The sequence below is a fragment of the Mariniflexile aquimaris genome (genome assembly GCF_042676825.1).
Taxonomy (GTDB): Bacteria; Bacteroidota; Bacteroidia; order Flavobacteriales; family Flavobacteriaceae; genus Mariniflexile; species Mariniflexile aquimaris.
In genome coordinates, this window is record NZ_JBHTIB010000012.1 from 563,282 (window position 1) to 589,428 (window position 26,147).

The following is a 26,147-nucleotide window of genomic DNA, read 5'->3' on the forward strand; positions in this document are numbered from 1 at the left end:
AATGCGTATTTCTTTTATAAAAATTGTATTTTTCAATGCTTAAAATTTAAAATTTTATTTCAAGTTATGGATTTTAAAAAAAACATAAATAAAGTTAGAAGACGATTAATGCATCAAATAACCAAGCGCATTGGTAGCGCGTATTCTGAACCTATAATAGATGCTTCTAAAAAAATCGAAATCAAAAAAGTTTTAATAATAAGACCAAATCACCGATTGGGTAATCAATTGCTTTTAACGCCCTTAGTTCAGGAAGTAATAAACACCTTTCCAGGTTGTAAAATAGATTTGTTTGTAAAAGGTGGTGTTGCAAAACCAGTATTTGAAAATTATCAAGAAATTAATAAAATCATTCAGCTACCCAGAAAACCGTTTAATGAGTTATTTAAGTATGTGAAAGATTGGATTTCGATTAAAAAAAATCATTATGATATGGTTATTAATGGCGATAAAAATTCATCTTCAGGACGTTTACTCACACAAATAGCAAATGCCACTTATAAAGTTTTTGGAGATGTAAATGAAGAGATTCAAGCCAAATATCCAGACCATGAGCATATTTCAAAATATCCTGTTTATAATTTAAGACATTATTTAGAAAAGATTGGGTTTCCAAAAAATGAAACTGAAGTACCCCTTTTGGATATTAAACTGAGTGATAAAGAGCTCGCGAATGGCAAGAACATATTAGATGACATTGTTAAAAACGATAAAAAAACCATTTGTATTTATACCAATGCTACAGGTGATAAATGCTATTCTGAAGACTGGTGGGAAACTTTTTACACGCGTTTGCAAAAGGAATATCCAGAATACAATATTATTGAAATGCTTCCTATTGAGAATATTTCGAAAATAAACTTTAAAGCCCCAACATTCTATAGCAAAGACGTTCGAGAAATGGGAGCCATTATAAAAAATACCGCCGTTTTTATAGCTGCCGATAACGGCGTGATGCATTTAGCCAGTGCCTCGCTTACGCCAACTGTTGGATTTTTTTCTGTGACGAATTTAAATATTTATATGCCCTATGGAAATGGCAGTGTTGCTATAGATACGAATACCACTGGAATAGACGATTGGATACAAAGTATTAACAGCATACTTAAATCTTAACGAATTCGTTGCCCCGAGAACTCCATGGCTTCTCCTTTTCCAAAACCGTAGCTAATACCAAACGTAATAAATCTGCCTCTTTGTCGGCTATTAAACAAGTAGTAGGTTGGCTGTGTTGTAGAGCTTTCGTCAATTCTCGATGCAAAGACATCGCGTACACTTAGGTTTAAAATGGTTTTTCCTTTGAATATTTTTTTACGGATGCCTATATCGGCAAAAATATTATCGGAAATATCATTTTGAAACGTTTTAAATCTTGATCTGTAATCGCCTGAAATTTCCAAATCTATTCTTGCAGGTAATTTGAATTTAGAGGTGAGATTTGCAGACCAGCGGTTGCCTTCAAAATCGAAGGAAGTCGTTTCAAATGTTCCTTTTCTATTAAAATAATTCCAATTTAAATCACCATTCAACGTAAACCATTCTAACGGATTATATTTTCCATTTACTTCTAAACCAGACGTGCGATTCGTACCAATATTTTCTGGTTTCGATATATTAATGTTATCTTCAAAAGTATTTACACGCTCAATGATATCTTTGGTATAACGACTGTAAAAACTCGTGTTTAATGAGCCATTTTCAAATTTGTGAATGCTGGTAATTTCGAAAGAATCGGTGTATTCTGGCTGTAAATCCGGATTTCCGGTAGAAATACTAAAATTATTTCTGATATTAGAAAAAGGATTTAATTCTCGTAAACCTGGTCTGTTAATTCGTTTTGAATATCCCGCCTGAAACGACATGTTTTCAGAAAATTTATAAGATGTATGAAGCGTTGGAAATAAATTAGCATATGCTTTATTGTTTTCGAGACTGGACGTTTTTAAAAATGTACTGATGTCTGTGTTTTCTAATCTCAGACCCAATTTAATCCCCCAAATATCACCTTCATAAGCCATCGTACTGTAAATAGCCAATACGTTTTGATTAAAGTTAAAGACATTTGTTAAGTCTGGATTATTCACCCAAGTTCCATTTTCAAAATCACTTACAGCATAATCGTTTGTTACTTTATTTATGGCATATTGCGAACCCGATTCTAGCGTAAAATCATCAAGAAAAGGGTGGGTGTAATCCAGTTTAAAAGTGTAATCTTCTAAAGCATAATCTGTTCTTGCCTCTTGCAATTCATCTGGTTCATTACCAACTATAGTCGTGTTATTAAACACCGAAGACTCGTCTTTTTTAAATGAGCTGCCTAAAGCACTAAATAATAAAGATTGTTCTTTGTGTCTTTTAAAATTCATTTTATACTGCAACTCGTAGCGCAATTTCGGGTTATCGGCCTCAGTTAATTCCTCGCGAAGCCAGCTATCGGTTACGGTATTTGTCGCATCTGTTTTGCTGTAGATTGCTTCAGAATTTTGATCTTCAACTTCATACGCATACGAACCAGAGAGCGTAAGAACATTTAAAGCGTTAATATGATAATCTGTACCTAATATAAAGTTGTTGAATTTTTCATTCATTTCACGTGATCCAACACTGCTTATGGTTGTGTTATTTGTAAAATCGGTGTTTATAGATTTATTATCTTCAGGAAAGGTGCGTTTCCCAAATCCTATCTGACTAAAAATATTGAAATGCTCGGTTCGCTTATTAACACTCAAGCCAAAACTATTACTATTTGGAACACCTGCATTTAATGTCACCGAACCATTAAGTCCTTTTTTTTCAGATTTCTTCATAATAATGTTAATAATGCCTGCTGTTCCAGCGGCATCATATTTGGCGGATGGATTGGTAATGACTTCAATTTGTTCAATCATGTCTGCGGTAATAGTTCCCAGCGCATTGCTTCCAGCGCTCGCCAAAACAGATGGTTTTCCATTAATTAGTATTTGTACGCCGGTACTTCCTCGTAAACTAATTTGCCCTTCTATATTAACGTTAACAGAGGGTACATTGTTAAGCACTTCTAAGGCACTGGCGCCTGTGGTACTCAAATCGGTACCAACATTAAATATGCGTTTATCTAGCTTAAATTCAGTTTGAGATTTTTCTGCATTAACTACAACTTCATCTAAAGACTGTTGGTTTTCAGAAAGAAAAATAGTCCCTAAATTAATTTTATTACCCTCAAGTTTTTCTTTAGTAATGGTCTTTGTTGTAAAGCCAATAAAACTAACTTCAATATAAAAATTGTTTGCCTCGGTTTTTAATGAAAACGTTCCGTTTGGTTTTGTGATAGTTCCTGTAATTGGTTTTTTTGTAATCTTATCGATTACCGAAATAGTGGCATATTCTATTGGTTGCTTAGTATCGTTATCAATGACTTTCCCACTTATTTCTATAGTGTTTTGCTGTGCTTGACCAACAAAAGACAACAATAAAGTGAAGTATATATAAAGATATTTCCGAATTTTCATAAGCAACAAAATAAAAACAAATTTAATGATACTTGATTAAAGTATTGAAAACCAGATAGCTTTCTATATTCATTTTTTAAATATAATTCAATTTATAATTACATAAAAATAAATTAAGATATTTGGAAAAGGAGTATCATTTTAAAAAAAGCATTTCTGCTATGTTTATAAAAGTTCAAAATAATCAATTCATCAAAAATGGCAAACCCTATCATTTTATAGGAACGAATTTTTGGTACGGTGCGCATTTAGCTGCAAAAGAATCTGGAGATAGAGAACGCTTATTAAATGAGCTCAATGTTTTAAAAAAAAATGGCATAACAAATCTAAGAATTATGGCTGGTTCTGAAGGTGAAGACCATTTGCCGTATAGTATTCCTGTTTCCTTGCAGCCAAAACCAGGTGTTTATAATCAAGATGTTTTAGAAGGCTTAGACTTTTTACTGAGTGAAATGCAGAAAAGAGATATGCACGCCGTGGTTTGCTTAAGTAATTTTTGGTATTGGTCTGGCGGTTTGTCACAATATGTGTCTTGGGTAACTAATGAAGCGATACCTTATCCAAACGATACGAACAACTGGGAGAAATACATGCGCTTTACAGCCAAATTTTATACTAATAAAGATGCCATTACTGCGTATAATCAACATCTAGACACGGTTATTACAAGGGTTAATTCTATTACTGAGATTCCTTATTCTGAAGATCCAACCATTATGAGTTGGGAACTCGCAAATGAACCGTATGCGATGCAAAATAAGAAAGCGTATCAAAAATGGATTGAAAATTCTAGTTTGCTTATTAAACAACTTGCACCAAATCAACTCATAACAATAGGAGGTGAGGGAAATACACCATTTCCTTGGTTTACCAACAACAGCTGTTTGTCTGATTATAATTTTGATAGTTTAGATTATATTACCATTCACATCTGGATACAAAACTGGGAATGGTACAACCCGAACAAACATGAAAAAACTTTTGCTATAGCTTTAAAAAAGGCAAAAAATTATATTGAAGAGCATGTTGCCATTGCTAAAAGCTTAAATAAACCATTGGTTTTAGAAGAATTTGGTATTTCCAGAGACCATTTAAAGTACACAAAAGACTCAAGCGTTAACCATAGAAACCAATATTTTAAAGCTATTTTCGATTTCCTATGTGAGAACATTGAAAATAAATCCAGTTTTGTAGGTTGCAATTTTTGGGCCTGGGGTGGTTTCGGAATTATTCATACCCCAGGAGAAGTGTCAAATAATAATGGCGAATTTATTGGAGACCCAGCACACGAACCTCAGGGGTGGTATAGCGTTTTTGAAACAGATGAAGCAACATTACAGCTTATTAAAGAATACAATACTAAATTGAACATGTTTCATACTAATTATTTATAATATTTGTCGTCTTAACAGCTCATAATTTTATAAAAATTCATTAACTTAGAGAGGTATGTAATTCGTTAAAAATGAAACCTTTCTCTTTTATTCTTTGTGTTGTGTTATTGGCTTTAATGTCGTGTAAAACGACCAAAAACACCGTTACACAAGCTCAAATTGAAGCTTTAAAAACCTTGGTTGAAAATAAGCAATTTCGTATAGAATCCAACTGGGCATATCCGCAAGCAACAAATGCCATGCAACAGGTGGTTAACACGGGCATACTAGGACCAGGAAATTCTGCAAACGCCATCAGTCTTATTGGAAATTCAAACTTTTTAAGCATTTCAAACGATAGTATAACTTCTTATCTGCCATATTTTGGTGAGCGCCAAATGCAAGTTGCTTATGGTGGCGGTGATAATGCCATCGAATTTAGCGGTGTTTTAAAAAATTATAAGGTCGAAATAAATAAAGATCATAGCTATATATTGTCGTTCGAGGCAAAAAGCAAATCAGAACATTTTAAAGTTTATATAACTATAAACCCTAATTTTAGTAGCTACATGCAGCTAAGTGGATCGTCTCGGTTTCCAATTAGCTATGCAGGTAATGCTACGGCAACCAAATAATGGAGTGTTTTACTTTAGAGTTTAACTTCTATATGAATATTCAATAACTAAAAAATACGATAATTATGAAATTTACAAGAAAAGCAAATGCCCAGTGGAAAGGGAGTGGTAAAGAAGGAAAAGGGACTTTAACATCGGCTAGCGGTGTTCTTAACAATACACCGTATTCGTTTCACACTCGTTTTGAAGATGGCCAAAAAGGAACCAATCCAGAAGAATTAGTTGGTGCGGCACATGCGGGCTGTTTTGCCATGCAATTAAGTTTTTTATTAAATGAAGCCGGTTTTACAGCCACTACTTTAGATGTTGCAGCAACGGTAACCTTTGAAGATGGTAACGTAACAACTATCCTGCTAAATCTAGAAGGAAAAGTGCCTAAAATAGAGGCGGCACAGTTTCAAGAAATAGCTACAAAAGCTAAAGAAGTTTGTCCAATTTCAAAGCTGTTGAATACAAAAATCGAGTTAAAAACAAGTTTATTGTAATACATTAAGTAATTCTTATTAAAAATTTTTAAATGATAACACCCAGAATATTTATGTATTCTGGTTTTTCATGGATTACAATGTAATCAGTACTAAATCTCGATACTATCTTAAATAAAATTTAAGCTGTATCATCAAATTAATTTCAAAAAAGATAGTGTAACTTTACATGTACGCGACATATTTAATTCCAAATTTAATAACTCATGGAATCCAGTTTTCTAGAAACAATCAAAGATATTTTAAATTATGAAATTTTAGGAATTGATGGTTACTCCATAAAAGTTTATAAAATTGTCACAATACTCCTATTTATTATTGGAACTAAAATTCTGCTTTGGTTTATTAAAAAAATACTTGTTTCTCGGAACAATTATCAAAAATTTGATGAGGGAACTTTATATGCCATATTTCAAATTATAAAATATGTTATTTGGGTCATCGTTTTCGGATTTATTTTGGAAAGCATTGGTGTTAAAGTCACCATACTAATTGCAGGTTCTACTGCCTTGCTGGTTGGAATTGGATTAGGATTACAGCAAACGTTTAACGACATTGTTTCTGGATTTATTTTACTCACCGAACGTTCCATTAAAATTGGTGATATTTTACAAATTGATGGCGATGTAGTTAAAATTCAGGATATTGGATTACGCACTTCTAAAGGATTGAATAGAGATGATATTTCTATCATTATTCCAAACTCATTAATTACGACGAGTAAAGTGATAAACTGGAGCCATCAATCTAAAAAAACCAGATTTAAAATTGATGTAGGCGTAGCTTATGGAAGTGATGTAGATTTGGTAACGACTCTTTTAATTGAAAGTGCTTTAGCGCATCCAGATAATTTAGACAAAAAACTTATTGATGCCCGATTGAGTAATTTTGGAAGTTCGGCCTTAGAATTTCAATTGCTGTTTTTTAGTAATAATATCTTTCGAATTGAAAAAGTAAAAAGTGAAATCAGGAAAATCATTAATAAAAAATTTAATGAAAATAATATAGTTATTTCATTTCCTCAATTGGATGTGCATATAAAATCAGATAAATATTAACTAATTGATTATATGTGTTATATATGGTTTTAATTTAAGTGATTTTTTAATTTAAAACTACTTTTATTGAATCGTATTTATTTTAAAAAAGTCACAAAAAAAACTCAAAATCAATTCATGCAGAATGATTTTGAGTTTTTTTTTATGGAACACTTTTAATGATTTAAAATAGGAAGTTAAAGTGTTGTAAAATAAAAATTAGTTAACTTTTACCCAAGGCTTACCAACTTTTAATAGTTGTTTACCAGATACTTCGTTAATAATAATTGCAGCCATCATATACCAAGCGGCTAATGCGCAAACTATTAAAACATAAGCTGCATAAGTAGTTAATTGTGGAAATCCGAAATGTGCTAAATCCAATAGAATAAAACCGATAGCTAACGTACTAAAAGTAACAGCCATCGCTGTATGAATAAACAAAGACCCAATCCAAAAGATAATCGTTAAAAGCGTCCAAGCCACTAAATACAATCCAACATCTGTTTTAGAAGAAGTGTAAAGTTCAAAATAGTTTAGCATCCAAATAATACCTAATCCAATCCAAAAAGCACCATAGCTAGAAAAGGCAGCAAAACCAAAGTTGTTTCCAGTTTTTTGTTCCAAAAAGCCAGCGATTAATTGTGCTAAACCTCCAAAAACAAATCCCATAGCTACTATTGGGCCTAAACCACACCACCCTAAGTTATGAAATTGTAACAACAATGTTGTTAATCCAAATCCTGATAAACCTACAACGGCAGGATTTCCTAATTTAATTGTATTCATTTTATATTTTTTAAAAATCGAGCAAAATAGCCACTTTAAGTTGGCAAAAATAATGATATTTATCAGTTAATTTTATAATTTTTTTAGCTTCATTGCCCAAGTCGCAAATCACTAATTTACCTTTATCGAGACACTTATAAACATTAGGCATTCATGAAAAATTGAAATTAATACCTTTTACAGTATTGCATTTCGTCGAGAATACAGCTTTTTAACGAAAATTTATAGCTTTCATACCGTTTTTAATTCTCTACCGAATCAATTTATTTAATTTTAAAATAATTAATTAATACATCCAAATGAAAAATAAAATGACCCTCATTTATTTTTTGTGTGCTTTAAGTTCTTGTACTATACTTTACGCTCAAAAAAACGAAAAAACAAGTGCGATTTATGATTATGGCGAACGCACTTTAAATAACACAGACTCTATTCCAGATTTTGTTTCAAAACAAAACAAATTAAAAATTTCAGGTACTATTTTTGAAAACGACGGAATAACTCCTGCTAAAGATGTTATTCTTTACATTTGTCAGGCAGATGAAGATGGCGATTTTGTATTGAAAAGAGACAGTAATCGTAAACGCTATGTGTACCACAGAGCTTGGGTAAAAACTGATTCCGACGGTCAGTATACTTTTTACACTTTTATCCCAGGCCATAACCCATATGTGAAAGAATTAAAACAAATAGAACGCATCATTAAAGTTCCGGGACAAGCAGAACAGGTGTTAAATCCGTACTTTTTTAATGACGATCATTTAATACCAGATCTCTCTTTGGCATGCCGTGCTCAAGTAGTGCAAAGTATTTTAAAACTTGAGAAAAAAGATGGTATCTATGTGGCAACACGAGATATTAAACTTGATAAACGACTTCCAAACATTCAATAGCACAACTAAACTAACTAAACTAAAAAATCTCGTGTAAAACGAGATTTTTTAGTTTTATAAAGTACTATTCTTGAGTTTATTACCTGTATTAATCTGGGAATAACACTTTTTGAATAATAATTTCTCCTATAAAAGTTTATTTGAGAACTTTAATAAGCCATTTTCACAATTTTCTCAACCTTTTCTGGCGTTAACGATTGGTGTTCTCCTAACCCTAACCAACCACGATCTGCAAAACGTTTTGCAATTTCTTCTGCGGTTCCATCGTAATCTTTAGTGTAGTCTGATAATTTGGTATCTATCCCTAATTGATTGAAAAATGCTTCCGTTTTTTCGATGGCGGCATAGGCTTTATCATCTGTACTTCCTTGAGTAATATTCCAAACACGTTCGGCATATTGTGCTAACTTTTCTTTTTTAGCATCAAAATTAAACTTATAATGACTTGGTGCGATAACTGCTAATGTGCGTGCATGATCGATACCAAACAAAGCAGTTAATTCGTGCCCCATAGCATGCACAGCCCAATCTGAAGGTACTCCTTTTTGAATCAAGCCATTTAAAGCCATGGTACAACTCCACATAAAATTGGCTGCAGCTTTATAATCTGTTGGATCTGCTAACACTTTAGGAGCCACTTCAATTAAGGTTTGTAAAATACTTTCGGCAAAACGGTCTTGCAATAACGCACCTATGGGATAGGTCATGTACTGCTCTAAAACATGGGTAAACGCATCGGTTAATCCGTTTGCCAACTGGCGCTCTGGAATTGATGCAATAACTTGTGGATCAAGTATGGAAAACTCAGGAAACAACCCTGGTCCGCCCATAGCCAGTTTTTCTTTGGTTTCTTCTCTGGTAATTACCGCCCCAGAATTCATTTCAGATCCCGTTGCTGGTAAGGTTAACACGGTACCAAAAGGCATCCCTTTTTCTGTTCTAATATTTTTAGTAAGTATATCCCAAGGCGCATCACCTTTAAACAAAGCCGCTGAAGATAAAAATTTTGTTCCATCAATTACAGAACCACCACCCACAGCTAATAAATAGGTGATGTTTTCGGCTTTAATAACTTTTAGCGCTTTCATTAACACCGCATATTCAGGATTTGCAGGTATTCCTCCAAATTCAACAACATCTAATATGCCTAAAGCCGTTTTTACTTGATCGTAGATGCCGTTTTTCTTAATACTTCCGCCGCCATAAAGTAACAATACCTTGGCATCGTTAGGTATTTCTTTCGCGAGTTTTTCTATTGTGCCTTTTCCAAAAATAATTTTGGTCGGGTTTTTAAATTCAAAATTGTTCATCTTGTTTTCTTTTTTAATTATTAAAATCTAAATTTTAACGATCATTTTTCCTTTGTTCTTGCCTTCAAATAAATCGATAAAAGCATTTGGAATATTATCAAAACCTTCAACTATAGTTTCGGTATATTTTAATTTTCCTTCGGCTAACCAACCTGACAAATGCTTCATAGCTTCAGGAAATTTATCGGCGTAATTAGAAACGATAAAGCCTTGCATTAAAGCACTGTTTTTAACCAAAAAAGGTTGCACACTTAAGCTTGTAGGTAATTCGGTTTCATTATAAACAGAAATAGCACCACAAATTATAATTCTTGCAAAACGGTTAATATTAAATAACACAGCATCGGAAATTGGCCCTCCAACATTATCGAAATAAATATCTACACCATTTGGAGCCAGCTTTTTAAGGTCTGCAGCAATGTTCGCACTTGTGTTATAATTGATTCCTGCATCAAAGCCAAAGTCTCTTTTTAGCATGTCAATTTTCTCGTCTGTTCCTGCAATTCCTATAACATGAAGTCCTAATAGTTTCGCTATTTGCCCTACAACACTTCCAACAGCTCCAGCGGCTCCAGAAACCACAATAGTTTCTCCAGCTTTAGGTTTTCCTATTTCAATTAAACCTAAATAAGCCGTTAGTCCTGTCATTCCTAAAACACCTAAGTAGGTGCTTAAGGGAGCTTTAGAACCATCTACTTTATTTAAACCTTCACCATTTGACACTTGCTGTGTAGACCAGTTTAGCATACCAGAAACATAATCGCCTTCAGAAAATTTTTCATTTTTAGAAGCCACCACTTTTGCAACCACACCAGAATGTATTGGTTTATTTAATTCGAAAGGAGGAACGTAAGATTTCGCATCGCTCATTCTTCCTCTTAAATAGGGGTCTACCGATACATAAGCAGCTTCTAAAAGGATTTCTCCTTCAGAAATTGTAAGTGGGCTGTCTTCAGTCACAAATTCAAAATTTGATACTGTTGGTTTTCCTTTTGGTCTATTTTTTAATAAAATGGTTTTTCTCATAACTTTTTTATTCAATTACAGTCACTAAATCTTCCATAGGTTTTCTAACCTTTACAAGGTTTACCAACCAATCGGCATCTTCTTTTCTGTAACCTAAGGGTAATAAAACGGCACTGCGCAATCCTTTTTCACGTAATCCTAAAATCTTATCGACTGCATCCGGATCAAAACCTTCTATAGGTGTGGCATCTACACCTTCAAAAGCAGCAGCTGTAATGGCTTGCGAAAATGCGATATAAGCTTGTTTTGCTGCATGATTAAAATTTTCTTCTGCGCTTTTTTGTGGATAAGAACTTAATAGCATTTGACGGTAATTTTCCCAACCTTCATTTTTAAAACCACGGATGTCGTTCGTTAAATCGAACATGTAGTTGATACGATCTGCCGTATACGTATCCCAGGCTGCAAAAACAAGTAGGTGAGAGCAGTCTGTAATGACCGATTGATTCCATGCTACGGGTTTAATTTTTTCTTTAATTTCTTGGTTTTTAACTACTATGATTTCAAATGGTTGTAAACCGCTTGAAGTTGGAGCTAAACGAGCTGCTTCTAAAATACGTGTTATTTTATCTTCTGAAACTTTTTCACCATTCATTGCTTTTGCAGCATATCTCCAGTTTAATTTATCTAATAATTCCATTTTTTGATTTTATTCTATGTTAATTTTTATATTGTTATTTATTAATGTGTATATGTTTTTATACTATGCCATGCAGATTGATAAGCTTCATTTATTTGTGTTTTATCTAATTGAAAGGCGCCTCGCTTTTGAAGAATCATTAAAAATGACAACGGATTTATGGAATAGGCATACAGTAAATAATCGGAAAGCGGCTTGATAATACCTTCTTTTTTTCCGCGTTCCCAAAGGTCGAGTAGTGGCTGTAAATGCTTAATACCTTCCTGTCTACTGGGTTCATCAATCATTGGAGTGTTATCGCATTGTGCTAAAAACATGGCGTTTTCGCATTCTTTTAATTTAAAATCGGCAATGCGATACCAAATCAACTTAAATCCTTCTTCAACTGATAAATTAGTTTTATAGGTTTCGAAGGCGTATTTCGTATATGCCTCTTTAACTTGTAAATAGGTTTTATTGACTAAATCTTGCTTATTTTCAAAATACAAGTAAATGGTAGCAGGCGATACATTAGCCATTTTAGCAATTTTGCTCATGGGCGTTGCATGGAAACCATTATTGTTTACCAACTCTATTGTCGCCTTTATTAGCGCATTGCGTTTATCTATGCTTTTTTGAAGTTTAGCCATTTATATTAATTATGATGCAAATATACAAAAAAATGAATGTTCATTCTTTTTTTAACAAAGATTTATAGTTGTCTTAAATATAATCTCGTAATAGTCTTTTCATTTAACCCTTTAGATGCGCTTTTAAAATTTAACTAAAAAACTTTATTTAAATGACATTTCTCATGTTTGCTTTTTAATTATGACCTTACTTTTGTCCGCTTAAAAAATAATCACACAGTTTAATAATTTTAGAAACATGATTGTATATCCCAAATACAATAGGGCAGCGTAAAACTACAGAAATCCCGAATTGATATTAGTGCATAATTTCTAAAATTTACAAATATTTAGTATACACATAAATGAAAAAAGCAGTAATTTTTTCGATCATCATAGCAACATCATTCTCGTTTTTTGCACAAAACAAAGATTCCAATCCCATAATAAAATTTGGTGGGTTTATAAGTACAGACGCCAGTATAACAACGCGTCAAACAGTTACTGCTCGCGAAGAAGTTCTATTAATACTCGCTCCGAAGCCAGTGGTATTAGATGAAGCAGGCAACGATATTAATGATGCTCCCGAATTTAATTTTTCAACACTTAGCACAAGACTATACGCAAGTATTTCAGGTCCTGAGGCGTTTGGAGCAAAAACATCTGCATTTGTAGAAGGCGATTTTTTGGGCATCAATACAGATACTAAATATAGTTTTAGATTAAGACATGCCTTTGTAAAACTAGATTGGGAGAAATCTCATTTATTGGTAGGGCAATATTGGCATCCCACATTTATTACAGAATGTTTTCCAGGAAACGTAACTTTTGGAGCTGGCGTGCCTTATAATCCACTTGGGAGAAATCCGCAATTTAGATTCACTTATAATTTAGGGAAAGTATCCTTAAGTGTCACACAATTAACTAACGGACACTTTACAAACAAAGGAGATTCAGACGCACAAATGAATGCGCTCGTTCCCGAACTGCATGCACAGGCACAGTATAAATCCGATCAGTTTTTGGCGGGTGTAGGCATTGGGCACAAAATATTACGTCCCGAAATTGTAACCGCAAATAACTATGTTACAAAAGAACGCGTACATAGCAATTCTATTTATGCCTATTCGAAAGTTAAAACCAATGCGCTGACTTATAAAACCTATAGTATCTACGGGCAGAATAACGATAACCTTGTTATGATGGGCGGTTATGCGGCATTAGACAAAACCTATACACAAGACCAAATAGACAAAGGTATCGTAGAGTACACGCCCTATAATACTATTACTTCTTGGTTAGATATTCATACCAACGGTAAAAAAGTTATCGCAGGTGTTTTTGCAGGGTATTCAGAAAATTTAGGCGCAGCCAAAAAAGTTGATGTTAGTTCTTATACAGGAAGATGGGGGAATGTTAAAAACATGATGCGATTATCTCCCAGATTAGTTTTTCTTTCTGGAAAGACAAGCATAGGAACCGAAATTGAATATTCTTTAGTGAATTATAATATCGAAAATCCGAATGGCACAACGCAACAAGAAATTTCAGGATATGATGCCTACGGAAAAGTCACCAACTATAAAGCAGCCGATAACATAAAGTTTTTACTCAACGTAACCTATTTCTTTTAACGGCGTACCCGTTATTATGTTAATCAAGCTTGTATTTATTCCACGTGTTCTAAATACAGCATTTCCTGCCTTCTTCACATAAAGAACGTGTTTTAGCCATGTTAATATGCAAGCATTACATATAAACTCATTTAAAATGATTGGTATCAAGCAATCTTTCATTTTAAGTATATAAACTTCAAAACACAGAAGTTTCTTTTCTCTCAAACATCTAAGACTCCCAATAAAAATACCTTTAGGTTATAAGTTGAGATAATATTCATAGATAAAATAAAGTCTTTTGTATAGTCATTCACCTCAACCATCTATTCCTTTTTAATAAAAGAGTTTAGAGTGTCATCTTTGATGTAGTAATTAAAAAAACTCAAGGATGCCAATAAAAAGTATAAACGGTTGTATAGGTTGCGAGGAGTGCATAAAAAGCTGTCCTACCGATGTTATCAGGTTGAATCCTGATTCAAAAAAAGCAGAGATCTTATACCCAGAAGACTGCCAAATATGCCATTTGTGCAGAATGTATTGCCCTGTCGACGCCATTGTAATTACTCCAGATAAATCGATTCCTGTAATTGTTTCTTGGGGTTAAAAAAAAAGTAATATGAAAACACAAAGCTATATTTTCAAATTATCCGTCCTCATAATTGTCTTCATAGGAATGCCTTTATTTTTGTATTTCTCAGGAAATTTTCAGAGACGAACTACCTTGATGGAAACCGTTTCAATCGTAACAATTTTAGGATTTTCATTACTGCTATCGCAATTTTTCACATCGCGATTAAATTATAAATTGATGAAGAAAATACGAATGGTTAATGTCGTAGCGATTCATCGATTTATTGGATACCTTTTCATTTCAATTTTAATATTCCATCCATTTTTTATAATTCTTCCGAAGTTTTTTGATAATGCTGTAACGCCCTATGATGCTTTTTTAAAATTAATTACAACGTTTAGCAGCACAGGAATCATTCTCGGTTTAATTGCCTACGCAAGTATGCTCATTTTAATGATTACAGCTTTTTTCAGGTTTAAACTTCATTTACATTATAAAACCTGGAGAAATCTTCATGGGTATTTAACACTCTTTTTTGTAATCGCTGCTACTTGGCATGTAGTAGATATAGGCAGACATAGTAATATATCGTTTTCAATTTACTACATATTAATGGTTGCCATCGGGATGTTCTATTTAATAAGAACCAATTTATTTAAAACTGCAAAAAAATGAAAACAGAAACTAATAATTTGTCAAGACGAAAATTCATAGCCTTAGCGGGTGGAGGCGTAGGTTTTGCAGCCATGGCTGGATTGGGAATGAATATAGATTGGGCATTAAACGATCCTGAAATTGATGCAGACACCATTCTTAAAAATACCATAGATACAGATGTTTTGGTTGTTGGCGGCGGAATGGCAGGTTTATTTGCTGCTGTAAAAGCGCATGATACCGGTGCCAAAGTGTTGTTGGTTTCCAAAGGTCGATTAGGAGCTTCGGGGCAAACACCATTTGCAAAAGGAATATTTGCATATGATAAAGATAAAGAAGAGTTAAGTATCGATGAGTTTGTGGCAAAGGTATCACGTTCGGCACTTGGCACTAATAATCAGTGGTACACCAGACAATTGGCCGAACATTCCTTAGCACGCGTAAACGAATTAAAGGAGTGGGGCTTTTTCGAATCTTCCTTGTATAATAAAAGTTTTAGTAAGCCCATAGAAGAGCGAAACATTACCATGCATGAGCGCGTTACCATTACCCATTTAATAAAAGAAGATGACCGAGTGGTAGGCGCTGCAGGATTTAGTATCGACGAGCAAAAAGTACTGTTCTATCAAGCAAAAAGTGTTATTTTATGTACCGGTGCAGGTGGTTTTAAACCCAATGGATTCCCTATCTGCGATCTTACCCATGATGGTACGGTAATGGCTTACAATATTGGCGCAAAAGTAACAGGAAAAGAATGGAACGATGGGCATCCGGGGCGAGGTGAAAACCCTGCAGCATGCTACGATGGTTGGGGAGATATGTTCGAGCAAAAACCAAGCACCACAAGTATTGAAGTACGCCACGATTTAGGTGTAGACATGAATTACATGGCCTATGTGAATGGAGGTGCGGCGCAAATGGGACCTCCAGGCGCGGGTAAACAAGAAAACGCTGTAACTGGCGGACCATATAGACCAGAAGAATTTTCTAATGAAAATAGACAAGGTGGACCGCCTAAAGACCGGGGAAATGATGATAGAAGACCGCCGAGAAAAGATGGTGAGGATAGACCTCCTAGAAAAGAAGGTAAAGGCGGACCTCCAGGAATGGGTGGAAATATAGTAGGGGGTTCCTCGGCAGGTATGTCTATCCATAAGGCGGAAGGTCTGGTTCCTATAAACGATAAATGCGAATCTACTATTCCAGGGTTGTATGCTGCTGGCGATGCCTTAGGATCTTATATGGCGGGAGGTATTTATACACAAATTGGATCCTCATTGTCTGGCTCTGCGGTACAAGGTGCCATTGCTGGAGAAACTGCTGCCAAATACAGCAAAAACATAAAGGCACATCGTATTTCTGCCTCAAAATTAAGCGAAATTGAAGAAGACATATTAGCGCCTTTAAAAAGGGAAGCAGGATACAGTCCTGCATGGGTTACACAAACCTTGCAAAGTATCATGATTCCTAATTTTATTCTTTACATTAAAAAAGAAAACTTAATGAAAGCGGCGCTGGCTTATATTGAAGAATTAAAAGACCATCATGTGCCACATTTAAGAGCTTCTAATTTGCACGAATTACGTTTGGCGCACGAAACTAAAAATATGGTGATTAGTGCAGAAATGAAATTAAGAGCGTCTTTAATGCGTACAGAAAGCAGGTGTAGCCATTACAGATTGGATTACCCTGAAATGGATAATGAAAATTGGCAGGCATGGATTAACATTTTTAAAGCTGAAGACGGCACAATGCAGTTAGAAAAACAAGCTTTTAATACATGGGCAACTGCTGAAACAAATTCTAAAATTGAATTTAGCAGTTAATTATAAACGAAATAGGAATTAATAACGAAAAAAATAGAAATTATGAATAGAAACAGTTTAAAATTAGGCATTACAATGTTAAGCATTGTATTATTAGCCGCTTGTAAATCTTCTGAAGGAGATAATAAAAATGGCGCAGCACCAAGAGGTCAGGGCGGACAACCAAGTGTTGAAAAACTGCTAGCAGAAATGGATGCCAATAAGGATGGAAAACTATCTAAAACAGAAGTTAGTGGACCACTAAAAAACGATTTTTCTAAAATTGATACCGATAACGATGGTTTTATTACAGAAGCAGAATTAAAAAATGCTCCAAAACCTGAGAGACAAGGCGGACAAGGAGGACCGCAAAGTAGAAGTTAACATTTATTTTTAAATGTTTGTTTGTTAATTAGTTTAAAAAGCTTTGCAATTATTTTGCAAAGCTTTTTTAGTATACCAAAAACACAAATATTAAAGTGCTTTTCTATTGGTTCTAAATATTTATGCTTCATATTTCTAAATTCCTGTCGATAAAATAAGGGCAACTGTATAGGTAATAACCGCAAACATCTATTACAATTTCTTAACATTATATATAGTCTCACCTTTGAAGTATCAATAAAAAATACAATAAGATGAAATTATATGTCATTATACTAAGCTTAGCATTTGTGCAGTTTTCTTTCGCACAAGAAGCTTCAAATAATCCAAAATCAAAAATATGGTCTTTAGAAGATTGTATCACGTATGCCTTAGAAAATAACATAACAGTAAAAGAGGCTTCTTTAAACACTAGCATTTCAGAAGTGGATTACAACAAATCAAAATCCTCTAGATTGCCTAACTTATTTGGTTCTGCTACTCAAAGTTTTTCTAACGGAAACACCATCGACCCAATTACTAGTGCGTATGTAACCGAGCAAATAAACAGTACGAACGTGGGTATTAACAGTTCTGTAACTTTGTTTCAAGGGAATCAAATCACCAATCAAATTAAACAAAATAAATTACTGTTAGAACAAAGTGTTTTTCAGGAAGAAGTAGAAAAAAACAACATTGTTTTAAACCTTCTAGAAACCTATTTGCAAACCTTATTCAGTAAAGAAAGTATTAGCATTGCCCAGAATAATTTAGCAGCTTCAGAACAAGAAGTGCAACGTGCTAAAGCGCGTTTGGATGCTGGTTCTATTCCTTTAACAGATTATACCGAAGCACAAAGTCAGGTAGCAACTAATAAATACAATGTAATTGCTGCAAAAAACACATACCAGCAATACCTTATCACCTTGAAACAACTATTAGAATTGCCGCTTACAGAAGATTTAGAAATTGAAACCATTAATGAAAACATGGATTTAATAAATCTAGATCTTAATAAAACAGCTATTTATAGCAACGCATTAAACTTTATGCCAGAAATGAGCGTAAGCATGTTAAATATCGCAGCTAATGAGAAAGAATTGGATATCGCGAAAGGTGCTTATTTACCAACACTTTCGTTAACAGGTAGTTTAGGTTCTGGGTATACAAGCATTAGTGATAATTCGTTTTCAGATCAGTTTGATTTTAACTTCAATCAAAAAATTGGTTTATCACTTAGCATTCCCATTTTTAATAGAAACCAAACAAAAGCGGCAGTAAAAACAGCTTCTATTAATATTGAAAAAGCACAGATACAAAAGCAAAATACAGAAAAAGATATTTACAAAAAAGTAGAAACAGCTTATCAAAACGCTTTATCATCACAAGAACAAGTGATTGCTTCCGAAGCATCAAAAATTGCTGCAGAACAATCTTATAAACTCGCACAAAAAAAGTATGAACTAGGAGATTTAAGTACAACAGATTTAGTGATTAGTCAAAATACGTACACCAATGCACAACAAAACTATTTGCAATCCAAATACTTAAACATTTTATATCATCAGTTATTACAATTTTATCAAGGAAACACAATCAAACTTTAATCAATATCAAAATGAATAAAAAGAAAATAATTATAGGCAGCGTCGTATTTGTAATACTGGCTATTGTAGCTTACAGTTTTATGAAACCCAATTCCGACGTTTTAATAGAAGCTAAAACAGTAACTGTAAAAAAAGGTAATGTTACCACCATGGTTACGGCAACAGGAACCATAGAACCAATTACACAGGTTGAAGTCGGCACTCAAGTATCCGGCGTAGTCGAAAAAATATATGTAGACTATAACAGCGTTGTTAAAGAAGGACAACTTATTGCAGAGTTAGACAAAACAAATCTTAAAGCAGCACACACACAAGCGCAAGCAGCTTTTACAAATGCTGTAAATCAAAGAGATTACTTAAAAACAATTTATGACAGACAGAAAACTTTGTTCGACAATCAAGTGATAAGTAAATCTGATTTTGATGATGCGGTTTACAATTACGAAACAGCAAAAGGTACGGTAACACAACGTTTTTCAGACCTTCAACAAGCAAAAACTAATTTAAGTTATGCCGATATTTATTCGCCAATTGATGGTGTAGTGCTTTCTAGAGCCATTGATGAAGGGCAAACTGTCGCCGCTAGTTTTAGTACGCCAACCTTATTTACAATCGCACAAGATTTAAAAGAAATGCAGGTTGAAGCCGATGTTGATGAAGCCGATATAGGTGAAGTAAAAGAAGGCCAACGCGTAACATTTACAGTTGATGCGTACCAAGGTGTGGAATTTAACGGCGAAGTAACTCAAGTAAGATTAGATCCAACTATTACTTCAAATGTAGTGACCTATACCGTTGTAATTAAAGCAGATAACCCAGATTTAAAATTGAAACCAGGTTTAACAGCAACCATATCTATTTATACTTTAGAGTTGAGCGATGTTTTAACAACTGAAGCTAAGGCCATAAATTTTAAACCGACACCAGATATGTTGATGGCATATAGTAAACAACAAAATCTAACTATGGAGCCACCAAAGAATAACAAACCTATCGGAGCTGATGGCGAAACAGTGGTTTGGGTGTATGATGCCAATGGCGCTTTAAAACCGCAGCAAGCAACATTAGGTGCTAGTGATGGTGTTAATGTTCAAATACTAGAGGGTATTAATTTGGGCGATAAATTGGTATATAGCTTAAAAGGTACAACGAAAGCAGAAGTTAATGGCGAGGGCACCAGTGAAAGTCCTTTCATGCCAAAACCACCAGGATCAGACAAGAAAAAATAAAAAACCATGAGTAAAGAAATTATAAAAATAGAAAACCTAAAGCGTGATTTTATTATGGGAACCGAAACGGTGCATGCGCTTAAAGGTATTTCATTTGCTATACACGAAGGTGAATTTGTTACCATCATGGGATCTAGTGGATCTGGTAAAAGTACCATGCTTAATATTTTAGGATGTTTAGATCAGCCCACTTCAGGAGTATATGAAATTGATAATGTGAGTGTTAAAGATTTAAGTAAAAATGAATTAGCAACTATTAGAAACGAGAAGATAGGTTTCATTTTTCAATCATATAATTTATTAGCTAGAACATCGGCCTTAGAAAATGTAGAATTACCCCTGTTATACAACAGCAAAGTATCTACCGAAGAGCGCAGAGAGCGCGCTATTAAAGCACTAGAAATGGTTGGATTATCAGATAGAATGGACCACACACCATCGCAACTATCTGGTGGACAGCAACAACGTGTAGCCATTGCAAGATCGTTGGTAAACAATCCGGTAATGATTCTCGCCGATGAAGCCACAGGAAACTTAGATACCAGAACATCATACGAAATCATGTCCTTGTTTCAAGAGTTAAACAAACAAGGTATTACCATCACGTTTGTAACCCACGAACCAGATATTGCTGCTTTTAGCAATAGAACCATTGTGTTAAAAGATGGTAATATTATACAAGATTATAAAAATGACAAGGTGTTATCTGCAGCCGAACAATTAGCAAGTTTACCTCAAGAAAACCATTAATTATGAGACTATTAAATTTAATAAAAATTGCATTTAAAGCTATTGTTCTTAACAAAATGAGGACTTTGCTAACCATGTTAGGAATAATTATTGGCGTAGCGTCTGTTATTGCCATGTTGGCTATTGGCGAAGGTTCTAAAGAGAGTATTCGTACTACTATTTCGAGTATGGGCTCTAACATGATAACCATCAGACCAGGAGCAGACGACAGAGGACCAGCAAGAGGAAGTGGCGGAAATGTACAAACACTAACGCTTGATGATTACAAAGTTATTAAAGAACAAAGTGACTTGTTAAGTTATAGCACTCCCGTTGTAAACAGTGGTGGTCAGGTTATTAATGGTGCTAACAACTGGCCAAGTACCATATATGGTGTTAATCCAGAATATTTAAACATTAAGGTTGTTGATTTACAAAGCGGAAGTATGTTTACCGATGCCGAAGTAAAATCAGCTTCAAAAGTAGCACTAATTGGTCAAACTGTAGTTGATAATGTATTTCCTGACGGACAAGATCCTGTTGGACAAATGATACGTTTTAATAACATTCCGTTTAAAGTTATCGGTGTATTGGAAGAAAAAGGAGAAAACACCTTCGGTCAAGATCAGGATGATGTAGTTATCGCACCTTTTACAACCGTACAAAAACGTATTTTAGCTATCGATTATTTAAATCAAATTATGGCGTCTGCGGTAAGTGAAGACGATGCGCCCGAAGCGGTAGAAAAATTAACCGAAATTCTTCGTACGCAACATAAATTATTGGATAATGAAGATGATGATTTTACAGTACGTTCTATGGAAGAACTCATTTCTACCTTTAGTTCAACCAGCGAGATGTTAACCATTTTATTAGTTGCCGTAGCCAGTATCTCCTTATTAATTGGTGGTATTGGTATTATGAATATTATGTATGTTTCGGTAAAAGAACGCACCAAAGAAATCGGATTGCGAATGGCAGTAGGAGGTAAGGGATCCGATATTTTAATGCAGTTTTTAATAGAAGCCATTTTAATAAGCATCACCGGTGGTGTTTTAGGTGTAATCTTAGGACTAAGTGCCACTATGTTTATCGAAAAATTCTTAAATTGGCCAACCAGTGTCGCCTTATATTCTATTGTGATTTCTTTTGCTGTTTGTGCTATTACAGGCATCTTTTTTGGATGGTATCCGGCAAGAAAAGCATCAGCTTTAGATCCGATTACTGCGTTACGTTACGAATAATTAATTATGAATAAAAACAATAAAATAACAATCTTATCACACCTACTTGTTTGGTTTGTCTTGTTTACGATGCCCTATGTGTTGTCGTACGGACAAGAGCAGGAAATAAGTAGGGTTATTGCGCATTTTTGGATTCCGTTGGTGTTTTATGCCATCATATTTTATCTTAATTATTTTGTGCTGATTGAATCGTTTTTATTCACCAAAAAATTAGTTCCATTTATTGCAATTAATTTGGGAACGATTGCTTTGTTTTTACTTATAAAAGAACAAATAGAAGCTACTTTTTTTCAAGATATTATGAGAAAGGCACCTGAGAAAAATGATGGTGTCGGACCTCCGCTAAAAATGTTCATATACATACAAATGCTGTCTTACATGGCACCCTTGTTATTTTCTATTGCAATTAAAACAACACAACGTTGGGTAAAAACCGAAGCCGAAAGTAAAGAAGCAGCAAATTTCAAGTTACAATCAGAGTTGCAACATTTGCATTATCAATTGCAACCTCATTTCTTTTTTAATTCATTAAACAACATTTATTCATTAGTAGATATTTCGCCAGAACAAGCTAAAAAATCCATTCATAGCTTGAGTAAATTAATGCGCTATATGCTTTATGAAACCAATTTAGAAGTGGTTCCGCTTACTAAAGAAATCGATTTTATGAAAAAATACATCGATTTAATGAAGTTACGTGTTTCCGATAAAACCGAAGTGACTTATAATTTTCCAACAGAAGAATCTGGAATACATGTAGCACCCTTATTATTTATTTCGCTCATTGAAAATGCTTTTAAACATGGCGTGTCTGCGAGTAAAGAAAGTCATATTAATATCTCCTTAACCTATAAAGAAAAAACCGTAATATTCACGATTGAAAACGATAACTTCCCAAAACAATCGGATGATAAAAGTGGTTCGGGCATTGGCTTACAAAACCTGGATAAACGCCTTAAATTGTTATATGCAAACAAACATTCATTTAAAACTTGTTTAGAAAACGAGCGCTTTTTAGTACATTTAGAAATAGAAACCGTTTAAAGCATTATGAGCAATTTAAAAATTACCTGTGTTATTGTAGATGATGAGCCGATGGCGCTGAATTTGGTAGAAAGTTATGTTGAAAAAACACCTTTTTTAACACTAAAAAAGAAATGCAATAGCGCCATTGAAGCGATGGAATATATAAAAACTGAACCTGTAGATTTACTGTTTCTAGATATACAAATGCCCGACTTAACAGGTATTGCTTTCTCTAAAATGTTGCCAAAAGAAACTCGGGTAATTTTCACCACGGCGTTCGATCAATATGCCTTAGAAGGTTTTAAAGTGGAAGCCCTCGATTACTTATTAAAACCTTTCGACTATGCCGAATTTTTAGCTGCTGCTAATAAAGCCCGCACATGGTTTGAATTAATAAAAGGAAAGAAACCAAGCATCGTTTCTGAAGAAAAAGAGTTTCTTTTTGTAAAATCTGAATACAAGCAACTGCGTATTAAATTAGAAGATGTGCTTTATTTTGAAGGTTTGAAAGACTATATTAAAATATGGATTAAAGATAATCCGAAACCTATTTTAACACTCATGAGTCTAAAATCTTTGGAAGAGGAGTTGCCAGACACAAAATTCATGCGTGTACATCGGTCGTTCATCGTGTCGCTCAAAAACATCGAAGTGATTGAGCGTAGTCAAATCATTATCAACAATCAGCGTATCACGGTTTCAGAACAATACAAAAACAAGTTTACAGATTACATCAATTCAAATTCCTTAAATCTTTAATCACCCGTTGTTTCAAAAATTCTAATCTAGAAAATCATCTTTTAGGTAGATAAAAACATAGCAAACGTCTATTCGCTTTTTTATTTCTTTTTTTCGGGTTTATCTTTAAACTATTAATACAAAACAAGGTCTAAGTATTAAAGTTGAACCTAAAATCTTAATGAATTATGAAAACACTAATTAAAACATACGTCATGGCATCGTTGCTTATGGTAGCGTTTACTACCGAGGCTTCAGCACAAACACGTCGAAGCACAAGCAATAATAAAACAACTACCGTTAGAAGAACCACAGTGAATAGGGTTCCAAGTAACCGCGTTGTGTATAAAACCCCAACAAGAAAAGTAGTTTCGGTTCGTACAGTACCCAATAACAGAGTCGTGATTAAGCACAACGGTCAAAATTATTACTACGCAAACAACAGGTACTATGTACAAAGTAGAGGACATTATGTAGTAATCCCACCTAGAGTAGGGTTTAGAATAAACGTTTTACCTGCAAATTTTGTACGAGTTAGCTTTAGCAATTTTAACTACTTTTTTGTAGAAGGCATATTTTATATTCAAAATCAGAATCAATATGAAGTGGTAGAACCAGCCATAGGAACCGTGGTTTATCAGCTTCCAGATGATTATGAAAAAGTGGTGATTGACGGGTTAACGTATTACGAATATGCGAATATACTGTATGAAAAAATTCAAATAAATGGCACAAGAGCCTACGAGGTTGTAGGTATCATTGACATGGAATAAATATAAAAATTTGATTGGTTAGTTTAGTTAGGAAAGGAGGCTTATTCGTAAAAGAAAAGCCTCCTTTTTATTTGTGTCTGTTAAAAGAACAGGAAGTTATCTTAATTTTATTTACCAACCATCAATAACACACTGCATGGTATAAGGTGTTGTTTCAGATAATGGTAGCTCTTGAAGTGTTTCTCCTAAATAATTGCCACTTGCAAAACCAGTGGCATTTTTAAAACGATAAGACCAGCAAAATCTCAAACTTGGATGCGCTTCAGAATAAGTCACCAAATTATCTACTAAAATCACGTTTTCAAAATCACTAAACGCCACAAAATATCCCAGAAATTGATTGCGACGCACATCGGCATCCGAACTATCATACATATACATTCCGCAGCTATTACATACATTTTCATGCACATAAGTTGCGCGATTATGCCCTTTATCACCACCACCGGAATATTGAATATAACCCAATCGTCCGTTTGCAGAACCTGTGGTCATAGTAATCGTATTTCTAGCAATAATATTATGGGTTTTATGCCAACTCACAATGGGCCCATCTGTATAACTACTGCCGTCGCCTTGCTCCATAACATTATCTAAAATGTATACATTTTGTCCAGTAGCGTTTACAATATCGCCACCTTTATTATGATGAAAATAATTGTTTTGAATCAGAATATCTTCATCAACACGACCCGGACCTTCAATATCGATTCCAAATTGCGGACTCGTTCCGTTAATATTATATATTTCGTTATATGTTATTTTAATACGAACACCACCAACTATAGAAATACCCTGGCGTCTGTTGTTATAAATTTTATTATTCGTAAACGTCACATCCTTGGAATCCAGCACTAAAGAACCATCACCTGTAACATCCTGCATCACCATATTTTCAATTAAAACCTTGTTATTGTTCCAAACACAAATACCATGACCTTCATCATGCGCCGTTGCGCCATCGTTACTTCGTGGTGTATAAATATGGGTATCGCGGTCGCCTTTTATTACGCCATTACGCACGGTAATATTATCGCCATTTAAACGTAGTACGCAATAGTTCCATTTATCATTGGTATCAATTTTTAACACCGCGCCTGTACTAAACACAAAATCGGTATTGCTATAAATTTCAATACCACCTTGGTAAATACTATTAACATCTTCACCAACCAAATAGGTGCCCACAGGCAAAATAACCTTTGTAAACCCTTCGTTATGCGCCCAATCGATGGCTGCTTGTAAGTTGGCAGTGGTTTTTGCGGCATTGGTTCCGTTATTTGGAATGTCCCATTGTACAATATCAATAGTGTATTCTAAAGTATTGGAAGTGGTAGGCAATTGCACATCAAAATCCATAACGGGCAAGCCACTCGCATCTAAATTTTCGATATCGGCACCGTAACTAGTCGTATCGGCATCGTCATTATCATTGTAACAGGAGTTAAAAAAAAGGAGTGCTAGAATAAGTAGTAGGTTGTAAGTTCTGGTTATCATGTTTATTTGGG

Annotated in this window: 25 protein-coding genes; 18 read left to right on the plus strand and 7 right to left on the minus strand. The window is 34.2% G+C overall.

Translation table 11 applies throughout. The features are described 5' to 3' along the window. Positions 1-66: 66 nt before the first annotated feature. Complete coding sequence (locus ACFQ0I_RS10470; protein WP_379942037.1) at positions 67-1,116, plus strand: glycosyltransferase family 9 protein; 1,050 nt, start codon at positions 67-69, stop codon at positions 1,114-1,116. Here ACFQ0I_RS10470 and ACFQ0I_RS10475 read toward each other — a convergent pair. After that, positions 1,113-3,488 carry a TonB-dependent receptor domain-containing protein gene (locus tag ACFQ0I_RS10475; protein ID WP_379942040.1) on the minus strand — a complete coding sequence of 792 codons (2,376 nt, stop codon included), beginning with the start codon at positions 3,486-3,488 and terminating at the stop codon, positions 1,113-1,115. The genes ACFQ0I_RS10470 and ACFQ0I_RS10475 overlap by 4 nt on opposite strands. A 161-nt stretch (positions 3,489-3,649) precedes the next feature. Between ACFQ0I_RS10475 and ACFQ0I_RS10480 the strand changes: the two genes are divergently transcribed. From ACFQ0I_RS10480 to ACFQ0I_RS10495, 4 genes are all read left to right on the plus strand, one after another. Further along, a complete protein-coding gene (locus ACFQ0I_RS10480) occupies positions 3,650-4,882 on the plus strand; it encodes a glycoside hydrolase 5 family protein (RefSeq protein WP_379942043.1) in 1,233 nt (410 codons plus the stop codon). A gap of 71 nt (positions 4,883-4,953) precedes the next feature. Next, complete coding sequence (locus tag ACFQ0I_RS10485; protein WP_379942045.1) at positions 4,954-5,496, plus strand: DUF4251 domain-containing protein; 543 nt, start codon at positions 4,954-4,956, stop codon at positions 5,494-5,496. A 65-nt stretch (positions 5,497-5,561) separates the two neighbouring features. Beyond that, positions 5,562-5,981: an OsmC family protein gene (locus ACFQ0I_RS10490; RefSeq protein WP_379942047.1), complete on the plus strand. Its 420-nt coding sequence runs from the start codon at positions 5,562-5,564 to the stop codon at positions 5,979-5,981. A gap of 206 nt (positions 5,982-6,187) precedes the next feature. Beyond that, positions 6,188-7,039: a mechanosensitive ion channel family protein gene (locus ACFQ0I_RS10495; protein ID WP_379942049.1), complete on the plus strand. Its 852-nt coding sequence runs from the start codon at positions 6,188-6,190 to the stop codon at positions 7,037-7,039. A gap of 198 nt (positions 7,040-7,237) precedes the next feature. On the opposite strand, the gene ACFQ0I_RS10500 is transcribed toward ACFQ0I_RS10495, so the two are convergent. Further along, entirely contained in the window at positions 7,238-7,807 is a 570-nt protein-coding gene (locus ACFQ0I_RS10500) for an acetate uptake transporter (RefSeq protein WP_379942051.1), read from the minus strand. A 299-nt stretch (positions 7,808-8,106) separates the two neighbouring features. Here ACFQ0I_RS10500 and ACFQ0I_RS10505 point away from each other — a divergent pair, with 299 nt between their 5' ends. Further along, positions 8,107-8,700 (plus strand): hypothetical protein, encoded by a 594-nt coding sequence (locus tag ACFQ0I_RS10505; protein ID WP_379942053.1) that lies wholly within the window; start codon positions 8,107-8,109, stop codon positions 8,698-8,700. 149 nt (positions 8,701-8,849) lie between these two features. Here the strand turns inward: ACFQ0I_RS10505 and ACFQ0I_RS10510 are convergent, their stop codons facing one another. Genes ACFQ0I_RS10510 through ACFQ0I_RS10525 form a run of 4 tightly spaced genes read right to left on the minus strand, consistent with a single transcriptional unit; the run spans position 8,850 to position 12,305 of the window. Continuing rightward, the gene (locus ACFQ0I_RS10510) at positions 8,850-10,010 is read right to left on the minus strand and encodes an iron-containing alcohol dehydrogenase (protein WP_379942055.1); all 1,161 of its coding nucleotides are present in this window, start codon (positions 10,008-10,010) and stop codon (positions 8,850-8,852) included. Between the two features lie 27 nt (positions 10,011-10,037). After that, a complete protein-coding gene (locus tag ACFQ0I_RS10515; RefSeq protein WP_379942057.1) occupies positions 10,038-11,036 on the minus strand; it encodes an NADP-dependent oxidoreductase in 999 nt (332 codons plus the stop codon). A gap of 7 nt (positions 11,037-11,043) precedes the next feature. Further along, positions 11,044-11,676 (minus strand): NAD(P)H-dependent oxidoreductase, encoded by a 633-nt coding sequence (locus ACFQ0I_RS10520; RefSeq protein WP_379942059.1) that lies wholly within the window; start codon positions 11,674-11,676, stop codon positions 11,044-11,046. A 41-nt stretch (positions 11,677-11,717) separates the two neighbouring features. Further along, entirely contained in the window at positions 11,718-12,305 is a 588-nt protein-coding gene (locus ACFQ0I_RS10525; protein WP_379942061.1) for a TetR/AcrR family transcriptional regulator, read from the minus strand. 344 nt (positions 12,306-12,649) lie between these two features. Between ACFQ0I_RS10525 and ACFQ0I_RS10530 the strand changes: the two genes are divergently transcribed. From ACFQ0I_RS10530 to ACFQ0I_RS10585, 12 genes are all read left to right on the plus strand, one after another. Next, positions 12,650-13,918, plus strand: coding sequence for a hypothetical protein (locus tag ACFQ0I_RS10530; RefSeq protein WP_379942063.1), 1,269 nt, complete (start codon positions 12,650-12,652; stop codon positions 13,916-13,918). Between the two features lie 370 nt (positions 13,919-14,288). Continuing rightward, entirely contained in the window at positions 14,289-14,504 is a 216-nt protein-coding gene (locus ACFQ0I_RS10535) for a 4Fe-4S dicluster domain-containing protein (protein ID WP_132217264.1), read from the plus strand. A 120-nt stretch (positions 14,505-14,624) separates the two neighbouring features. Next, positions 14,625-15,146, plus strand: a complete 522-nt coding sequence (locus ACFQ0I_RS10540; protein WP_379943035.1) for a ferric reductase-like transmembrane domain-containing protein — start codon at positions 14,625-14,627, stop codon at positions 15,144-15,146. Then, positions 15,143-16,951 (plus strand): FAD-dependent oxidoreductase, encoded by a 1,809-nt coding sequence (locus ACFQ0I_RS10545; protein ID WP_379942065.1) that lies wholly within the window; start codon positions 15,143-15,145, stop codon positions 16,949-16,951. Before ACFQ0I_RS10540 ends, ACFQ0I_RS10545 begins: the two co-directional genes overlap by 4 nt. 42 nt (positions 16,952-16,993) lie before the next feature. After that, entirely contained in the window at positions 16,994-17,314 is a 321-nt protein-coding gene (locus ACFQ0I_RS10550) for an EF-hand domain-containing protein (RefSeq protein ID WP_379942067.1), read from the plus strand. Between the two features lie 254 nt (positions 17,315-17,568). Further along, on the plus strand, positions 17,569-18,900 hold the full coding sequence (locus ACFQ0I_RS10555) for a TolC family protein (protein WP_379942069.1): 1,332 nt from the start codon (positions 17,569-17,571) through the stop codon (positions 18,898-18,900). A gap of 11 nt (positions 18,901-18,911) precedes the next feature. Then, positions 18,912-20,129: an efflux RND transporter periplasmic adaptor subunit gene (locus ACFQ0I_RS10560; protein ID WP_379942071.1), complete on the plus strand. Its 1,218-nt coding sequence runs from the start codon at positions 18,912-18,914 to the stop codon at positions 20,127-20,129. Between the two features lie 6 nt (positions 20,130-20,135). Further along, positions 20,136-20,879 (plus strand): ABC transporter ATP-binding protein, encoded by a 744-nt coding sequence (locus ACFQ0I_RS10565; RefSeq protein ID WP_379942073.1) that lies wholly within the window; start codon positions 20,136-20,138, stop codon positions 20,877-20,879. A gap of 2 nt (positions 20,880-20,881) precedes the next feature. Next, the gene (locus tag ACFQ0I_RS10570) at positions 20,882-22,102 is read left to right on the plus strand and encodes an ABC transporter permease (RefSeq protein ID WP_379942075.1); all 1,221 of its coding nucleotides are present in this window, start codon (positions 20,882-20,884) and stop codon (positions 22,100-22,102) included. Between the two features lie 6 nt (positions 22,103-22,108). After that, positions 22,109-23,146: a sensor histidine kinase gene (locus ACFQ0I_RS10575; protein ID WP_379942077.1), complete on the plus strand. Its 1,038-nt coding sequence runs from the start codon at positions 22,109-22,111 to the stop codon at positions 23,144-23,146. 6 nt (positions 23,147-23,152) lie between these two features. Next, positions 23,153-23,887 carry a LytR/AlgR family response regulator transcription factor gene (locus ACFQ0I_RS10580; RefSeq protein ID WP_379942079.1) on the plus strand — a complete coding sequence of 245 codons (735 nt, stop codon included), beginning with the start codon at positions 23,153-23,155 and terminating at the stop codon, positions 23,885-23,887. Positions 23,888-24,054: 167 nt separating this feature from the next. Beyond that, a complete protein-coding gene (locus tag ACFQ0I_RS10585; protein WP_379942081.1) occupies positions 24,055-24,639 on the plus strand; it encodes a DUF6515 family protein in 585 nt (194 codons plus the stop codon). Between the two features lie 111 nt (positions 24,640-24,750). On the opposite strand, the gene ACFQ0I_RS10590 is transcribed toward ACFQ0I_RS10585, so the two are convergent. Further along, the gene (locus ACFQ0I_RS10590; RefSeq protein ID WP_379942083.1) at positions 24,751-26,136 is read right to left on the minus strand and encodes a right-handed parallel beta-helix repeat-containing protein; all 1,386 of its coding nucleotides are present in this window, start codon (positions 26,134-26,136) and stop codon (positions 24,751-24,753) included. Between the last annotated feature and the right edge of the window lie 11 nt (positions 26,137-26,147).

Excerpts from the sequence above, each read along its gene's own strand:
- ACFQ0I_RS10495 (WP_379942049.1), top strand. The coding sequence starts at position 6,188 with ATGGAATCCAGTTTTCTAGAAACAATCAAAGATATTTTAAATTATGAA.
- ACFQ0I_RS10590 (WP_379942083.1), bottom strand. The coding sequence starts at position 26,136 with ATGATAACCAGAACTTACAACCTACTACTTATTCTAGCACTCCTTTTT.
- ACFQ0I_RS10475 (WP_379942040.1), bottom strand. The coding sequence starts at position 3,488 with ATGAAAATTCGGAAATATCTTTATATATACTTCACTTTATTGTTGTCT.
- ACFQ0I_RS10505 (WP_379942053.1), top strand. The coding sequence starts at position 8,107 with ATGAAAAATAAAATGACCCTCATTTATTTTTTGTGTGCTTTAAGTTCT.
- ACFQ0I_RS10500 (WP_379942051.1), bottom strand. The coding sequence starts at position 7,807 with ATGAATACAATTAAATTAGGAAATCCTGCCGTTGTAGGTTTATCAGGA.
- ACFQ0I_RS10515 (WP_379942057.1), bottom strand. The coding sequence starts at position 11,036 with ATGAGAAAAACCATTTTATTAAAAAATAGACCAAAAGGAAAACCAACA.
- ACFQ0I_RS10530 (WP_379942063.1), top strand. The coding sequence starts at position 12,650 with ATGAAAAAAGCAGTAATTTTTTCGATCATCATAGCAACATCATTCTCG.
- ACFQ0I_RS10525 (WP_379942061.1), bottom strand. The coding sequence starts at position 12,305 with ATGGCTAAACTTCAAAAAAGCATAGATAAACGCAATGCGCTAATAAAG.
- ACFQ0I_RS10555 (WP_379942069.1), top strand. The coding sequence starts at position 17,569 with ATGAAATTATATGTCATTATACTAAGCTTAGCATTTGTGCAGTTTTCT.
- ACFQ0I_RS10490 (WP_379942047.1), top strand. The coding sequence starts at position 5,562 with ATGAAATTTACAAGAAAAGCAAATGCCCAGTGGAAAGGGAGTGGTAAA.
- ACFQ0I_RS10485 (WP_379942045.1), top strand. The coding sequence starts at position 4,954 with ATGAAACCTTTCTCTTTTATTCTTTGTGTTGTGTTATTGGCTTTAATG.
- ACFQ0I_RS10550 (WP_379942067.1), top strand. The coding sequence starts at position 16,994 with ATGAATAGAAACAGTTTAAAATTAGGCATTACAATGTTAAGCATTGTA.
- ACFQ0I_RS10560 (WP_379942071.1), top strand. The coding sequence starts at position 18,912 with ATGAATAAAAAGAAAATAATTATAGGCAGCGTCGTATTTGTAATACTG.
- ACFQ0I_RS10580 (WP_379942079.1), top strand. The coding sequence starts at position 23,153 with ATGAGCAATTTAAAAATTACCTGTGTTATTGTAGATGATGAGCCGATG.
- ACFQ0I_RS10545 (WP_379942065.1), top strand. The coding sequence starts at position 15,143 with ATGAAAACAGAAACTAATAATTTGTCAAGACGAAAATTCATAGCCTTA.
- ACFQ0I_RS10570 (WP_379942075.1), top strand. The coding sequence starts at position 20,882 with ATGAGACTATTAAATTTAATAAAAATTGCATTTAAAGCTATTGTTCTT.
- ACFQ0I_RS10575 (WP_379942077.1), top strand. The coding sequence starts at position 22,109 with ATGAATAAAAACAATAAAATAACAATCTTATCACACCTACTTGTTTGG.
- ACFQ0I_RS10510 (WP_379942055.1), bottom strand. The coding sequence starts at position 10,010 with ATGAACAATTTTGAATTTAAAAACCCGACCAAAATTATTTTTGGAAAA.
- ACFQ0I_RS10585 (WP_379942081.1), top strand. The coding sequence starts at position 24,055 with ATGAAAACACTAATTAAAACATACGTCATGGCATCGTTGCTTATGGTA.
- ACFQ0I_RS10520 (WP_379942059.1), bottom strand. The coding sequence starts at position 11,676 with ATGGAATTATTAGATAAATTAAACTGGAGATATGCTGCAAAAGCAATG.
- ACFQ0I_RS10470 (WP_379942037.1), top strand. The coding sequence starts at position 67 with ATGGATTTTAAAAAAAACATAAATAAAGTTAGAAGACGATTAATGCAT.
- ACFQ0I_RS10540 (WP_379943035.1), top strand. The coding sequence starts at position 14,625 with ATGGAAACCGTTTCAATCGTAACAATTTTAGGATTTTCATTACTGCTA.
- ACFQ0I_RS10565 (WP_379942073.1), top strand. The coding sequence starts at position 20,136 with ATGAGTAAAGAAATTATAAAAATAGAAAACCTAAAGCGTGATTTTATT.
- ACFQ0I_RS10535 (WP_132217264.1), top strand. The coding sequence starts at position 14,289 with ATGCCAATAAAAAGTATAAACGGTTGTATAGGTTGCGAGGAGTGCATA.
- ACFQ0I_RS10480 (WP_379942043.1), top strand. The coding sequence starts at position 3,650 with ATGTTTATAAAAGTTCAAAATAATCAATTCATCAAAAATGGCAAACCC.